Genomic DNA, 14358 nt, shown 5'->3' with positions numbered 1-14358 from the left:
ACCGCGCGCACCGGCCGCACCGGCCGCGATGGCCCACGAGCATGGGCGGCCCGTCAGGAACGTTCGACGGCACGCCCGTTGACCGGGCGGGCGCGGTGGCGGCGGGCGCCGCGGCGGCCCACGTCGCTCACCGCGAGCCGCGGAAGTCCGCCCCTTCGACGATCAGTCCGGCGACCAGCGCCCCCGACATCCCGGCGTGCGCGAGCCCGCCGCCCGGATGCGCCCAGCCTCCCGCCCGGTACAGCCCGGACAGCCGCGTGGGGTTTCCCGGAAGCAGCAGCCGGCCCCCGGCCCCGGCCAGCGCGGGCGCCGGTACGGAACCGCCCGCGGCCCCCGTCAGCGCCGCCGTATCGGCCGGGGTGCGCACCTCGCGCCACAGGAGCCGCTCCGCGAGCCCCGGCACGGCGGCCCCGGCGGCCGCCACCAGCACCTCGGCGTACCGCTCGCGCAGCGCGGCGTCCGACCAGTCGACCGGGCCGTCCGGGGCCACCGTCGCGGTGAGCGTGACCGCCTCGTGGCCGTCGTCGGGGCGCGTCGCCGCGTCGTCGGGCCGCAGCACCGTGACCGTGGGCCGCGCCGCGGTCCGCCCCGCGAACACCTCGGCCGCCTCGGCGCTTCCGTCGGGGGAGTGCACCACCGTCCGGTGCGCGGCGCCGGGTTCGCGGGCGCCGCGCAGCGCCAGCAGCACCGTGAACCGGCCCGGCCGCACGGCACCAGCCGCGTCCGTGACCGGCGGCCGTACGTCACCGTCCGCGTCGAGCCGCCCCTCCACGAGAGGGCCGGGGGCGATCCCCGCCACCACGTGGTCGGCTTCCGCGACCGTGCCGTCCGCCAGCTCGATGCCCGTCGCCGCGCCGTCCTTCTCGACGATCCGGGTCACCTCGGCGCCGAAGACGAACTCCACCCGGCGGGCCAGGCACCGTTCGTACACCGCGCGCGCCAACTCCCGCATGCCGCCCCCGACATACCAGCTGCCGAAGGTCTGCTCCAGATACGGCAGCAGGGCGGCGCCCGCCGGGGCGTGCCGCGGGTCGAGCCCGTACGACAGGGCGTAGCCGTCCAGCAGCGCCGCCAGCCGCGGATCGGCCAGCTCCCAGGCGCCGACCTCCGCGACCGTCGTGGCCTGCCGGACGCCGCGGAGCAGCCGTCGCCGCCGTACGGCCGGATACGGATCCCGGCCCAGCACCCGCCAGTCCGCCCACAGCGGCTCCTCCAGCAGCGGACGCCGCGAGCGGTCCCAGGCGTCCCGGGCCCGGCCGAGGAACTCACCCCAGCGCTCCCCGGCGCCCGCGCCCAGCGCCGCGTCCAGGGCGGCGACCACGCCGCCGCGCGACGCGTTGGGCAGCCGTACGTCGGTGCCGTCGGCGAAGACATGCCGGCTCGCCGGATCCACCTGACCGAGACGGACGCGGCTCTCCAGCGGCTCCTTGCCGGTCTTGACGAAGAGATCACGGTAGACGGCCGGCAGATGCAGCAGACCGGGCCCGGTGTCGAAGACGAAGCCGTCCCGCTCGAACCGGCCCACCGATCCGCCGTACGTCGCCGCGCGTTCGTACACCGTCACCCGCTGACCCGCCACCGCGAGCCGGGCTGCCGCCGCCATGGCGCCCATCCCGGCGCCGATCACCGCAATCCGTGCCATGGCAGCGATTTTAGAGCGCCGGGGGAGCGCCGGTCTCCGGCCGAGCCCCGCGCGACGCCGCGCCCGCGCTGGGCGGGAGTACGCAGGACTGAGTACCGGTACCTAGAGGGGGAGATGAGTAGGCACGCGGATGGGCTCCGACCTGCGTGGACGGAAGAGTGGGGACCACGGAAGGGGCGCGGCGCCGGCACCGCCGGCACGGGGCGGCGGAACGGCGCGGCTCCCCCGACGTAACGGGGGTGCGGACGGGGAGCCCAGCGACCACGGTGGATCACGAGGATCGCGAGATCACGTGGATCACGGGGAAGCGGGCTCTCCGGCATCCCGGAGAACGAGGTACGGGGTAGGGGGATACGGGGGTACCGGGGGAGTACGGGGTACGGGGGAACGCGCCGGTCCGGTGAGGCTCAGGGGGATGGAGCCTCACCGGACCGGCGCACGTACGTACGCGGTGTGCGTGCGTACGGCGTCAGCGTCCGCCGACCCGTCCGTGCAGCAGCCGCGAGAGCGCCGCGTGCACGTCGTCCATCGACCGCTCCGGCTGGAACGCCTGCCAGTCGAGCGCCGCCACGAGCACCATCCCGACCAGCGCCGCCGCCGTCAGCGGCACATCGATCTCGTCGCTCAGCTCACCGCCCTCGACGGCCTCCCCGAGCACCCTCTCGACGACCGCGACGGCCTCCTGGCGCACCACCAACAGCGTCGACTGCCAGGCCCGGTTGGTCCGCCACAGCTCGGCGACGTACAACTGCGTGAAGGCGGGATAGCGGTCGATGAAGACCAGACCGGCCCCGATCATCGCGTCCAGCGCCTCGATCTTGCTGCCGCCGCGCTCCGCCGTGGTGTCGGCCGCCGTCCGCAGGGACGAGGCCAGCAGCCCGACGCCGTGCCGCAGCAGCTCCTCGAAAAGCTCCGTCTTGCTCTTGAAGTTGTAGTAGACCGTGCCCTTGGCGACCCCGGCGCGTTCGGCGATCTCGTCCACCGTCGTCGCCGAGAAGCCCTGTTCGGCGATGAGGGTCACCGCGGCCTCGTAGAGCTTCTGCCGGGTGGCCTGGCGGCGGGCGCTGCTGCTGTCCATGGCGACGATTGTCACAGGTCCGCCGCTGTCACAAGTCCTCCGTTGTCACAGGTCCTCCGTTGTCACAGCTCTCGCGCGCCCGGCGCGGTCCCCCCGCGCTCACAGGCTCAGCTCGGGGTGGAGCCGGTCGAGTGTCCACACCTGCTTGCGCCGTGCGGACAGTGCGGTCAGCGCCAGCGCGCCGACGGTGAAGGCGGCGAGCACGGCACAGCCCTGCCACACGGGGCCCAGTCCGCCGCCCGAGATGAGTCTGCGCAGCGCCTCGACCACGTAACTCATCGGCAGGAAGGGGTGAATGGCGCCGAAGAAGCCCGGACTGGTCTGGACGGGATAGGTGCCGCCCGCCGAGGTCAGCTGGAGCATCAGCAGCGCCAGCACGAGGATCCGGCCCGCCGGTCCGAAGCGGGCGTTGAGCCACTGGACGATCGCGGTGAAGCAGCAGGTGACCAGCGCCAGGAAGCCGACCGTTCCGGCGGCGCGCGCCATCTCCAGGCCGATGGCCCAGTGCAGCACGGAGATCAGCGCGCCGGCCTGGAGCAGCCCGATCGCGGCGACGGGCAGCCAGCCCGCGAGGGCGATGCGCCAGGCGGAGGCGCCGGCGGCCAGCGCGCGCCGGTTCAGCGGCTGGATCAGCATGTACGCCACCATCGCGCCGACCCAGAGGGAGAGCGGGATGAAGTACGGGGCGAAGCCGGTGCCGTAGTTGGGCGCGGCGTGCAGCGAGCGCGAGGCGAGCTGGACGGGGTCGGCCATCACCTCCGTCCGCCGGTCACGGTCGGTCTTGTCGTAGTCGGGGATCTTCCCGACGCCGTCGTTGAGCCCTCCGGCCAGCTCGGCCGATCCGTCGGCGAGCTTGAAGAGCCCGCCGTCGAGGGTGTCCGCGCCGGTACTGAGCTTGCCGACACCGGTGTTGAGCGTGGCGGAGCCCTTCTTGGCGTCGGTGAGCCCGGTGTGCAGCCTGCCCGCCCCTTCGGCGACCTTCCGCGCGCCGGTGTTGAGAGCGTTGATCTTCGTGACGGCGGTCTCCAGGTCGTCGTCCAGCTGCGGCGCGTGCTCGGCGAGTGCCTTCGCCTGCTTCTGGAGCGTGGCGAGCCGGCCGTCCAGCGCCTTCAGACCGCCGTTGTTGTTCTGCACCAGGGTGTTGACGTCATCGGCGACGGCGGCCACGTCCGCGGCGGCGGTCCTGGCGCGCTTGAGGGGCGGGCAGACGCTGGGGTCGGGACCGGCGGCGGCGGTGCCGGTGCCGGGGGTGCGATCGGGCGAGGCGGTGGCGCCGGGGGCGTTCTCGCAGCGTTCCCTGTAGAGGGAGTTCAGCTCGTCGGAGGCCAGGCGGGCCTTCGTCGCGGCGCCGGGCGCGGCCTTCACGAGCAGTCCGAGGTTGTCCCGTATCGACTGGGAGGAGTCCGCCACGAGCCGCGCGGAATCGCCGATCGCCTTCCCGTTGTCCTTGAGGTACGGACGTACATTCCCGGCCATTGAGTTGATCTTGTCGGCGAGCGACTGGGTGCCGGTGGCGACCTGTTGGGCGCCGGTGTCCAGATCGCTCGCGCCCGTGCCGAGCTTCTTCAGCCCGCCCGCCAGGTCCCCGCTGCCCTCCTTCGCGGTCTTCAGCCCGTCCACGAGGTCCTTCGAACCCTTCTGGGCCTTTCCGATACCGCCCTTGAGCTGGTCGGCGCCCTTGGCGGCCTTCGCGGTGGCGTCGTGGATGTCCGAGAAGGAGATGAAGATCCGGTCGAGGAAGGAGCGGGAGGCGTTGGTCGAGGCGGCGGTCCTCACCTCGGAGAACACGGTCCTGGAGATCTGCCCGACGATGTAGTTGTTGGCGTCGTTCGTCCGGACCTGGAGCGCGCCGGTCTCGGGCGCGTCGCCGGAACTGGACGCGATCCGCTCGCTGAGGTCGGCCGGCATGGTCAGGGAGAGGTAGTACGAACCGTCCTCCACGCCCTCGCGCGCCTCCGCCGCGCTCACCTCGTGCCAGGCGAAGACCTTGCTCTCGCGCAGGCCCCGGGTGATCTCGTCACCGGCGGCGACCTTCCGGCCCGCCGCGGTGGCGCCCTGGTCGTCGTTGACGAGAGCGACGGGGATCTTGTCGAGCCGCCCGTACGGATCCCAGAACGACCACAGGTAGAGCGCGCCGTACAGCAGCGGCAGCAGCAGGATCGCGACGAGCGCGGCGCGCGGGAGCTTTCCCCTGCCGAAGCGCCTCAGCTCAAGCGCGGCCAGTTTCGGCGAGCGCATCGGCCGTCCCCTCCTCGTTGTCCGTACGGATGATGACCATGTCCGTGCCCGCGTCCGCGGCCTCGGGGGCCTGGCCGCACACGGCGAGTACGGTCGTGCCGGCCTCGGCGACGGAGCGCAGCAGCCGCCAGGCCGCGGCGCGGTCGGCGTCGGAGAGCTTGAGGTCCAGATCGTCCACGGCCAGCAGCCGGGGCCCGCCGATCAGCGCGAGGGCGACCGAGAGGCGCAGCGCCTCCAGCCGCTCCAGGTCACGCACGGACGTGCGCTCGCCCTTGGGCAGGGCGGCCGTGTCGAGCCCGGCGGCGGTCAGCGCGGCGTCGATACGGCCCCGGGCCTCGGCCGCCCGCTGGGCGCGTGGCCGCAGCAGGGCGCGCGGGGATCCGCCGAACCGGCGTCGCAGCAGCGCGCGTTCGCGCAGATGCTCGGCGACGGTGAGCGCCGGATCGAGATCGCTGACGCCCGGCACAGGGCCGAGGCCGCTGATCCGTCGTACGGCCGCCATGGCGCGGGGCAGGGGCAGTCCGGCGATCTCGGCACGGCCCTCGGTGGGGCGCATACGGCCGGTGAGAGCGAGCAGCAGACAGGTGCGCCCCGAGCCCGAGGGGCCCTCGATGACGACGACCGTGCCGGGCGCGGCGTCGACGCGGACATGGCGGAACGCCCAGCCGCGCGCGCCCTTGAGCCCGAAGTCCTCGGCGAGGACGGCCGCGCCGTCCGGCCCGGCCCGCCGGCTGTCCGGTTGCTCCTGGCTGACCGCGTGCTCCTGGTTGTCGGCGTGCTCCTGACCGGCCGGGTGCTCCTGGCTGTCCACGGGGCGCCTCGATTTCTTTGTACTGACTGGTCAGTTCAAAAGTTACTCCGAACCGGTGTGCGAGGCAAAGTCGCAGGTCAGGGCCGATTGTCAGTGGTGCCCCTCACCATGGACACATACGGCTACAGCACCGTCACACGACGACAGGAGGTTCCGTCATGGCCAGCTCCTACGCCGGTGCCGCACGTCGGCGCCGTACAGACGGCCCTGCCCCCGCCCTGACCGGTCCCCCGAGCGATGTCCACCCCGTCCTGCGCAGGGCCACGGCCCCGCCCGCGGCCCTCGATCTCCTCGCCCAGGCGCACGCGGGCCTGGACGAGGCCGCCACGCTGGACACTCCGAACGAGCGCTACGCCACCGCCCATCTCGCCGCCCTGCGCACCGCCGCCGCGGTGCTCGCCGCCCGTGGCCGCCCGGAGACCACCCCGCAGCGGCGGCGGCGGATCAGGAGCGCCTGGGAGGTCCTCACCGAAATCGCGCCCGAGCTGTCCGAATGGAGCGCTCTCTTCGCCTCGGGTGCCCCGCGCAGGGCGCGTGCCGAGGCGGGCATACCGGGCGCGGCCACCGGCCGTGACGCGGACGATCTGCTGCGTGACGCGGGCATGTTCCTGCGCCTGGTGGAGCGGCTGCTCGTACTCGAACCGGTGCTGCCCCGGCCCCGCGCCGAACACCCCCGGCAGGGCGATGCCGCTGGGTGACCGGGACGCCCCGTGCCGGAGCGTGTCGTCGAAGCGGCGCCGTCCGCCCGTGGGGCGGGCCGGGCCGGGCGGGACTTCGACGACGCGCCCCAGGCAATAGGGTGGGCGGAGCCTGCACCGTTCACGCCCCGCCACCAGGGGCGGCACCGCGCCGAGGAGTCAACTGCCGTGTCGGACCGTTCCCCTGTTACCGGTGGGGAGACGCCCTCCCGCCCCCGCGGCTCCCTGCGTACCGCCGTGGTCTGGGAGGTCCTCAAGGACGCCCTCGGCCGCCGCGCCAAGGTGGCGGGCACCGACGTTCTGGACGTGCTCGACACCGGAGGGGGTACGGGCAACTTCGCGGTGCCCGTCGCCCGTCTGGGTCATCGCGTGACCGTGGTGGACCCCAGTCCGAACGCGCTCTTCGCGCTGGAGCGCCGGGCGGCCGAGGCCGGAGTGGCCGAGCGCGTGCGCGGGGTCCAGGGGGACATCCACGGCCTCTTCGACGTGGTCGAGCGCGGCGGCTTCGACGCGGTGCTCTGCCACGGCGTCCTGGAGTACGTGGACGATCCGGCCGAGGACGTACGGAACGCCGTGGACGCGCTGCGCCCGGCCGGGGCGCTCAGCCTGCTCGCCGCGGGGCTGGGCGGCGCCGTGCTCGCCAGGGCGCTCGCCGGGCATTTCGTCGAGGCCCGGCAGGCGCTCACCGACCCGGCGGGCCGCTGGGGCGACGGCGATCCGGTGCCCCGGCGCTTCACCGCCGGGCAGCTCACGGAGCTGGCCGCGGGAGCCGGTCTCCGGATCAGCGCCGTGCACGGCGTGCGGGTCTTCGCGGACCTGGTCCCGGGCGGGCTGGTGGACACCCAGCCGGGCGCCCTGGACGCGCTGCTCCAGCTGGAAGCGGCGGCCGCCGAGCTGCCCGCCTTCCACTCCATCGCCACCCAGCTGCACGTCCTGGGCGAGAAGCGGGACTGACGCGGATCTCCCGGTTGCCGGAGCCCTTCCACGGCCGGTTCCGGCACGGCCCCGCAGCAGTCCTGGAGCCGCCGCGGAGCCGTCCTGGAGCCGCGGCGGAGCCGTCCTGGGCCGTCCGGAGTCCGCCCGGAGTCCGTCCGGAGCCGGTCCGGGACGCCGATGGCGTGGCTGATCAGCCACGCAGCCGTACATGGAGTACGCCACAGGCCCCCCAGTGGGGCCCCGGGCGCCGTATGATCGGTGTACACCATCCGGCATGACGGATCGATGGTTGGGGAATCAACGCCTCAGCGGCCGAGCCGACATGGCGGCCCGGAATGGCGAATTGGCGTTGAGGGCGGGTTTCACGGGGGCGATTCCCTGCCTATCCTTGAAGGAGCCGCATACCGGTCGCCCCCCGCGACCGACGACTAGGAGGACTCCGTGCCGCTCTCGGAGCACGAGCAGCGAATGCTCGAGCAAATGGAGCGAGCGCTGTACGCCGAAGATCCCAAGTTCGCGACAGCGCTTGAGGGAAGCGGGCTGCGTACGTACACCCGGCGACGGGTCTACCAGGCGGTCGCAGGCTTCCTGGTGGGTATCGCGCTCCTCATGGCCGGAATGGTCGCCCAGCAGATCTGGATCAGCGTGGTGGGATTCCTCGTCATGCTGGGCTGCGCGGTCCTGGCGGTCACCGGCTGGCGCAAAGCGCCCAAACCAGGTCAGCAGCAGGCGGCGGGCGGCCCATCCGGCGGCCCCGCGCCCGCACAAGCGAGACAGCGCCGCTCGATGATGAACCGCATCGAGCAGCGATGGCAGCGCCGCCGCGACGAACAGGGCCAGTAAGACGAGCAGGGCCAGTAAGACGAACAGAGCCAGTGGACAGTACGACTGAGGGGCGAACGCGTCAGGCGTTCGCCCCTCAGTCGTTTCCGGCTTCCGGCTTCGGGTTTCCGACCTCCGGCTGAGCGGCCCGCACGGGCGCGCGCCGCTCAGGCCGGGGCGTGCGGGCCGCTCAGCCGCGCTGACGCGAGGGGCGCCGGCGCATGGTGGCCGCCCTGGCGGCCTCTGAGAGCCGCTGAGGGCTCCAGCGGGCCGTGAGGGACGCCCAGCGCTCCGAGGCGGCCCAGGCCACCCGTACGGACGAGCGGGGCGCCAGGAGTGCGCGCAGCCGGGTCCAGCGGCCGGCCAGGGCGCCGAGCCCCTCCCGGACCCGCCGGACGTCGTCTGCGAGGCCCGTGCCCGGCCGTGGCTCGGGCGCGTACAGCACCTGTTCCACCGAACCGGCCACCCGGTGCACCGCCTGGGCCGCCTCACCCTCCAGCCGGCCCAGCCGTACGATGCGCTCCGCCGCCTTGCGCGGCGTCCGTGATTCGTCGGGCGGGACCCCGTGGTCCCAGGCCGTGTCGGTGATCTCCCGCCAGGCCGCCAGCGTCCGCGCCGTCGCGTCGGCCGGGGTGCGTCCCCCGGATCCCAGCCGCCTGGCCCGGATCCTGGTCCGCCAGAGCAGGGGCAGCAGTGTCAGCGCCACCACCGCGAGCCCGCCCAGGACGGTCCACAGCACGGTCGCCAGCGGGAAACCGGAATCCGTCGGCGGCAGGGCGGCGCCGGGAGCGGCCGCGCCGCACTCGCCCAGCCGTCGCGACTGCGCCGGGCAGCTGTCCGAGGCGGACGGCTCCGTGGACGGCGCGGCCGAGGCGCTGGTATCGGGGCTGGGCACATCGCTCGGCCCGTCGGACGGCACGTCCTGCCGGGTGTAGTCGGGCGCGCTGCCCCGGCTCGGCGTCGGCTCGAACCGGGTCCACCCGACGCCCTCGAAGTACAGCTCCGGCCAGGCGTGCGCGTCACGCAGCCCGACGGACATGCTGCCGTCCGGCTGCGGCGTGCCCGGCGTGAAGCCCACCGCGACGCGCGCCGGGATACCGAGCGTCCTGGCCATCGCGGCCATCGAGAAGGAGAAGTGGACGCAGAAGCCTTCCTTGTTCCTGAGGAACCGCGTGATCGCCGTGACGCCGGTGCCCGAGTCCACCTCGGTGTTGTACGTGAAGCCGCCGTCCAGCGCGAACCAGTCCTGGAGCCTGACGGCCTTCTCGTAGTCGTTGGCCGCGCCCCTGGTGACATCGAGCGCCGTCGACTTCACCACGTCCGGCAGGACCGCCGGGACCTCGGTGTACTCACGGCGCAGCGCCGAGGGGGCCGGGGGCGCCGCGGCGAGCTGTTCCCGGGTCGGGTTCACCAGCAGGCTGCCGACCTCGTACTGTGCGCCGCGCGTCGACTGGCCGCGGTCGCCCACCAGCGTCCTGCCCTCCGGCTCGAAGCGCCAGCGCCCCTCGATGTCCACCTGGGTCGCCGGATAGGGCATCGGCAGATAGTTCTGCCGGTACCAGCCGGCGGCCGAGATATTGGTCCTGACCTCGGTCGTGCTGACCTCGGGGTTCAGCCCGGGGGCACCGGGCAGCCGGTCCGGTACGTCCTCGACCCCGCGCTGCGAGAACCGCCAGGACGTGCCGTCGAACTTGTCCAGCGCCATGATCCGCAGATACATGTCCTGGGTGTCCGGCGCGTTCGTCTTGTAGCGCAGCGCCTCGCGGTCCTCCGGCTGGTTCAGATTGTCCTGGAGCGAGATCAGCGGGTTGACCGCGGAGATCGTGCCCCCGCCGCCCGTCCCCGAGCCGTTCCCGCCACCGGCGCCGGCCAGCAGTCCGCCGTCCAGCGCGGGCAGGGCGGCCGGGACCACCAGCGCGACACCCAGCGCCACCACACCGATACGGCGTCCGGTACGGACCGGGGCGCGCCCGCCCGAGGCGTCCGCGCCGGACGGGAACCGGCCCGGCGTACGCGGCGCGCCGCCGAACACCCGGCCCCACTGGGACAGCCGGTCCCGGCCCTCCGCCAGGAGCAGCAGCAGATAGCCCGCGGCCGCGAGGAGGAACCACAGCCAGCCCCCGGCGCCGCCGGAGAGCCCCGCGGCGACCGAGTAGAGCGCGAGCAGCGGCAGTCCGGCCGGGGCCGCGTTCCGGAAGGTCACCGCGATCGCGTCCACGGCGAGCCCGATGACCAGGACGCCGCCGATCAGCATCAGCCTGATGCCGTCGGTCGCGGGCGCCGGTATCGCGTACCGGCCGACGTCATCGCCGCCCTCGGTGAGCAGCCGGCCGAAGTGCGCGAAGACCTCGGGGGTCGGCACGATGCCGATCAGCGCCTCGTCCGAGGCGAAGACCAGCGTGAGCATCAGCAGGGCGGCGAGGCCCTGGAGCGCCACGGTCAGCGTCCGGGCCAGCGGCACCCGCCGGGCCAGCGCGCCCACCGCGCCGACGACCGCCAGCATGATCGCCGCGTGCAGCAGCCAGAGGGCCGGTTCGACCAGCGGCAGCAGGGCGCCCGCCGCCATCAGCGTGGCGGCGAAAGCGCACAGCGCCAGCCTTCCGCTACCGCTCATGACCATCCTCCGGAGAAGCCTGTCGTACCGCCGGTGACGGCCGATTCCGATCGCTGCCGCGCGGCCAGCCGCCACAGCTCGGGCAGCGCGGCCCCCGAGGGCACGGCGAGCGCGGTCCACCCGGCCTCGCGCAGCTGCCGCAGCCGGTCCTCGACAGGCCCGGCGGGCCCGGCGCCCTGCGTCCAGCCGGTGCTGTCCAGTACGAAGGCGACGGCCACGGCGCTGCGCTGCCGCATCCGGGCGGCCACCGCCGTCTGCTCCTCGTCCAGATCGCCGAAGAACGCGACCAGCAGCCCTTCGGTGCCGCCGCGCAGGACGGAGTACGCGGGGGAGAGGGCCGTGCCGTCGGAGTGCTCGACGACCGCGAGGGTGTCCATCATCAGTCCGGCCGAGTCGGCGGCCTCCTGGGTCGCTCCCGCGAAGCCGTCGCCGCCCTCGCCCGGCATCGAGCTGCCGGTGTCCGTCAACAGCCGGACCGCGAAGCCGCGTTCCAGCAGATGCACCAGAGCGGAGGCCGTGCCCGACACCGCCCATTCGAAGGCGGAGTCGGGGCCCGAACCCTGGTAGGCGCTGCGCCGGGTGTCCAGCAGCACCGTGCATCTGGCCCGCTGCGGCTGCTCCTCGCGGCGCACCATCAGCTCGCCGTAGCGGGCCGTGGAGCGCCAGTGCACGCGGCGCAGATCGTCGCCGTGCCGGTAGCCGCGGGGGATCACGTCGTCCTCACCGGCCAGTGACAGCGAGCGCTGCCGCCCCTCGCCGTACCCCGACGCCTCGCCGCCGAGCCGTACCGGCGGCAGCGGTTCGGTACGCGGGACGACGGTCAGGGTGTCGTACGCGCTGAACGAGCGCGTCAGCTCGCACATCCCGAAGGGGTCGCTCAGCCGCAGCTGGAGCGGTCCGAGCGGATACCGCCCGCGCAGATCCGAGCGCACCCGGTAGGACACCTCGCGCCGCCCGCCCGGCTCGACCCGGTCCAGCACGAACCGGGGGCGCGGGCCGAGTACGTACGGCACATGGTCCTGGAGCATCAGCAGCCCGGTGGGCAGCCGCGTCACGTTGTCCATCCGCAGCTGCACCCGCGCCTCGGAGCCCGCGGGGACCCGGGAGGGCGACAGCCGGCGGCTGCCCGCGACCCGGTAGCGGGTGCGGTGGAGGACCGCCACACAGATCAGCGGCAGCACGGCGAGCAGGATTCCCACCCGCAGCAGGTCCGACTGGCCCAGGACATAGGCGCAGACGCCCGCCGCGACCCCGGCCGCGAGGAACGACCGGCCGCGCGTGGTCAGCCCGGACAGCGCGGCCCGCAGCCCGCCCTTCTCCTCGCCGCCCTCGGCCACCGGCCCCCCGGGCGCCATCACAGCCGCCGTACGCCGGGCTGCTGACCGTAGAGCGGTCCGGCGCCCGGTGCCTGGCGACCGGGGCCCTGGCCGCCGCCCGCCGTCGGGACCGGGACGCGCTGGAGGATCTCCAGCACGACCTGCTCGGCGGTACGGCGGTTCAGCTGTGCCTGGGCCGTGGGCAGCAGCCGGTGCGCGAGCACCGCCGTCGCCAGGGACTGCACGTCGTCCGGCAGCGCGTAGTCCCGTCCGCTCAGCGCCGCCGCGGCCTTCGCGGCCCGCAGCAGATGGAGCGTCGCGCGCGGCGAGGCGCCGAGTCTGAGGTCGGGGTGGTTACGGGTCGCCCCGACCAGCTCGACCGCGTACCGCCTTACGGACTCGGCGACATGGACCGTGCGCACCGCGTCGATCAGCTTCACGATGTCGTGCGCGTGCGCCACCGGCTGGAGGTCGTCCAGGGGGGATATGCCGCCGTGCACGTCCAGCATCTGCAACTCGGCCTCCGCGCTGGGGTAGCCGATCGAGACCCTGGCCATGAAGCGGTCGCGCTGCGCCTCGGGCAGCGGGTACGTCCCCTCCATCTCCACCGGGTTCTGCGTGGCCACCACCATGAAGGGGCTGGGCAGTTCATACGTCTGCCCGTCGATGGTGACCTGACGCTCCTCCATGGACTCCAGCAGCGCCGACTGGGTCTTGGGCGAGGCGCGGTTGATCTCGTCGCCGATCACGATCTGAGCGAAGATCGCGCCCGGCTTGAACTCGAAGTCCCGCCGCTGCTGGTCGTAGATCGACACCCCGGTGATGTCGGAAGGCAGCAGGTCGGGGGTGAACTGAATGCGCTGCACCGAACAGTCGATGGAGCGCGCGAGCGCTTTGGCCAGCATGGTCTTGCCCACGCCGGGGACATCCTCGATCAGAAGATGCCCCTCGGCGAGCAGCACGGTCAGCGAAAGCCGTACGACCTCTGGCTTGCCCTCGATCACAGCCTCCACCGACGCGCGCACCCGCTCCGCTGTGGTGGTCAGATCTGTAAGGCTCGCTCGATCGTCATAGGTCGTCACCCGGCCCTCCTCGGCCCTTTCCTCGGGCCGATGCTCATCAGACGGCCCGGCCCTCCCCGAAACACGGACACCGTCCCCGGATGGTTCCGGAGCGGTGCCACACACGCATTCTTGTTGCCGTTACCGCTTCGTGTCATCCGCCTGTGGATAAGTGGGTGTGATATGTCGGCTTTGCTGTTTATCTCGGGGAGGTGTGTCCGGTGACGGCGCTCAGGCGCCGGTGCTCAGGCGCCGGCGTCGATCTCCCGCAGCAGCCCCGTCTTCACGTCGAAGACGAAACCGCGGACGTCGTCGGTGTGCGGGAGGAAGGGCGAGGTCCGCACGCGGCGCATGGACTGCCGTACGTCCTGGTCGACATCGCGGAACGCCTCCACGGCCCAGGCGGGCCGCTGTCCGACCTCCATCTCCAGCTCGTGCCGGAACTCCTCGGTCAGGCTTTCCAGGCCGCAGCCGGTGTGGTGGATGAGGACGACGCTGCGCGTGCCCAGCGCCCGCTGGCTGATGGTGAGGGAGCGGATGACGTCGTCGGTGACGACACCGCCCGCGTTGCGGATGGTGTGGCAGTCGCCCAGGGAGAGCCCGAGGGCGCCGTGCAGGTCGAGCCTGGCGTCCATGCAGGCGACCACGGCGACCTGGAGCACGGGGCGCGCGTCCATGCCGGGGTCGCCGAACCCGGCGGCGTAGAGGAGGTTGGCGTCGATGAGCCGGTCGGTGACCGTCCCGCCGGTGCGGGCCGCGCCGGCGGGAGTCTGGACGGACTCTGCGGGAATGTGTGCGGAAGTCGACATACCTATGACGGTAGTCGTCACGAGGCGGTCAAGCCTGCTGTGGGAGGGGACAAAGAACGTCAACGTGGCCTGGTGTGAGCTAACCCACATAGGTGAGTCCAGCGGGGCCGGGCGAGTGAATTATGCCGTTTGTGGTCTTGTGTTGAGTGACCCTCGCGACGCGCTGACCGGTTGATTGACCGGAAGAGCGAGTGGACTAAAGTGACGCGAAGTTCACGGACACATCCCGGACACATACCGAACCCACCACAATATTCCCGCATGTCGCGGCGTACGTGCGGCTCGGCCTCCTCCCGCTCGGCGGTCGGCCGACGCCTCTTCCGGCGCCGGCGG

At 73.1% G+C, this 14358-nt stretch carries 11 protein-coding genes; 3 read left to right on the top strand and 8 right to left on the bottom strand.

Features of this window, described 5'->3' with window-relative positions:
• Positions 1-127: 127 nt before the first annotated feature.
• From ACZ7LS_RS00845 to ACZ7LS_RS00830, 4 genes are all read right to left on the bottom strand, one after another.
• Positions 128-1642, bottom strand: a complete 1515-nt coding sequence (locus tag ACZ7LS_RS00845; protein WP_382663941.1) for a phytoene desaturase family protein — start codon at positions 1640-1642, stop codon at positions 128-130.
• Positions 1643-2111: 469 nt separating this feature from the next.
• Positions 2112-2720, bottom strand: coding sequence for a TetR/AcrR family transcriptional regulator (locus tag ACZ7LS_RS00840; RefSeq protein WP_382528512.1), 609 nt, complete (start codon positions 2718-2720; stop codon positions 2112-2114).
• A gap of 99 nt (positions 2721-2819) precedes the next feature.
• Positions 2820-4958 (bottom strand): YhgE/Pip family protein, encoded by a 2139-nt coding sequence (locus ACZ7LS_RS00835; protein ID WP_385132391.1) that lies wholly within the window; start codon positions 4956-4958, stop codon positions 2820-2822.
• Entirely contained in the window at positions 4930-5769 is an 840-nt protein-coding gene (locus ACZ7LS_RS00830) for an ATP-binding cassette domain-containing protein (protein ID WP_385132388.1), read from the bottom strand. The genes ACZ7LS_RS00835 and ACZ7LS_RS00830 overlap by 29 nt, the downstream gene beginning before the upstream one ends.
• A gap of 158 nt (positions 5770-5927) precedes the next feature.
• Between ACZ7LS_RS00830 and ACZ7LS_RS00825 the strand changes: the two genes are divergently transcribed.
• From ACZ7LS_RS00825 to ACZ7LS_RS00815, 3 genes are all read left to right on the top strand, one after another.
• Positions 5928-6467, top strand: a complete 540-nt coding sequence (locus ACZ7LS_RS00825) for an SAV_6107 family HEPN domain-containing protein (protein WP_385132385.1) — start codon at positions 5928-5930, stop codon at positions 6465-6467.
• Positions 6468-6635: 168 nt separating this feature from the next.
• Entirely contained in the window at positions 6636-7421 is a 786-nt protein-coding gene (locus ACZ7LS_RS00820; RefSeq protein ID WP_382663934.1) for a methyltransferase, read from the top strand.
• Between the two features lie 423 nt (positions 7422-7844).
• Positions 7845-8246 (top strand): DUF3040 domain-containing protein, encoded by a 402-nt coding sequence (locus ACZ7LS_RS00815; protein WP_382528498.1) that lies wholly within the window; start codon positions 7845-7847, stop codon positions 8244-8246.
• Positions 8247-8415: 169 nt separating this feature from the next.
• Here the strand turns inward: ACZ7LS_RS00815 and ACZ7LS_RS00810 are convergent, their stop codons facing one another.
• The 4 genes from ACZ7LS_RS00810 to ACZ7LS_RS00795 form a co-directional block, all read right to left on the bottom strand.
• Positions 8416-10839 carry a transglutaminase TgpA family protein gene (locus tag ACZ7LS_RS00810; protein ID WP_385132382.1) on the bottom strand — a complete coding sequence of 808 codons (2424 nt, stop codon included), beginning with the start codon at positions 10837-10839 and terminating at the stop codon, positions 8416-8418.
• Entirely contained in the window at positions 10836-12194 is a 1359-nt protein-coding gene (locus ACZ7LS_RS00805) for a DUF58 domain-containing protein (RefSeq protein ID WP_385132380.1), read from the bottom strand. Before ACZ7LS_RS00805 ends, ACZ7LS_RS00810 begins: the two co-directional genes overlap by 4 nt.
• Positions 12194-13237, bottom strand: coding sequence for an AAA family ATPase (locus tag ACZ7LS_RS00800; protein ID WP_382530843.1), 1044 nt, complete (start codon positions 13235-13237; stop codon positions 12194-12196). The genes ACZ7LS_RS00805 and ACZ7LS_RS00800 overlap by 1 nt, the downstream gene beginning before the upstream one ends.
• 224 nt (positions 13238-13461) lie before the next feature.
• On the bottom strand, positions 13462-14088 hold the full coding sequence (locus ACZ7LS_RS00795; RefSeq protein WP_382530844.1) for a beta-class carbonic anhydrase: 627 nt from the start codon (positions 14086-14088) through the stop codon (positions 13462-13464).
• Between the last annotated feature and the right edge of the window lie 270 nt (positions 14089-14358).

Source organism: Streptomyces sp. NPDC039430 (assembly GCF_055639435.1).
The sequence above is the reverse complement of the archived record's forward strand: the minus strand, read 5'-3'. Positions and strand labels throughout refer to the sequence as shown.

What these genes read in the sequence shown, in the direction of transcription:
- ACZ7LS_RS00810 (WP_385132382.1), bottom strand. Translation starts at nt 10,839, where the DNA reads ATGAGCGGTAGCGGAAGGCTGGCGCTGTGCGCTTTCGCCGCCACGCTG.
- ACZ7LS_RS00835 (WP_385132391.1), bottom strand. Translation starts at nt 4,958, where the DNA reads ATGCGCTCGCCGAAACTGGCCGCGCTTGAGCTGAGGCGCTTCGGCAGG.
- ACZ7LS_RS00845 (WP_382663941.1), bottom strand. Translation starts at nt 1,642, where the DNA reads ATGGCACGGATTGCGGTGATCGGCGCCGGGATGGGCGCCATGGCGGCG.
- ACZ7LS_RS00805 (WP_385132380.1), bottom strand. Translation starts at nt 12,194, where the DNA reads ATGGCGCCCGGGGGGCCGGTGGCCGAGGGCGGCGAGGAGAAGGGCGGG.
- ACZ7LS_RS00825 (WP_385132385.1), top strand. Translation starts at nt 5,928, where the DNA reads ATGGCCAGCTCCTACGCCGGTGCCGCACGTCGGCGCCGTACAGACGGC.
- ACZ7LS_RS00840 (WP_382528512.1), bottom strand. Translation starts at nt 2,720, where the DNA reads ATGGACAGCAGCAGCGCCCGCCGCCAGGCCACCCGGCAGAAGCTCTAC.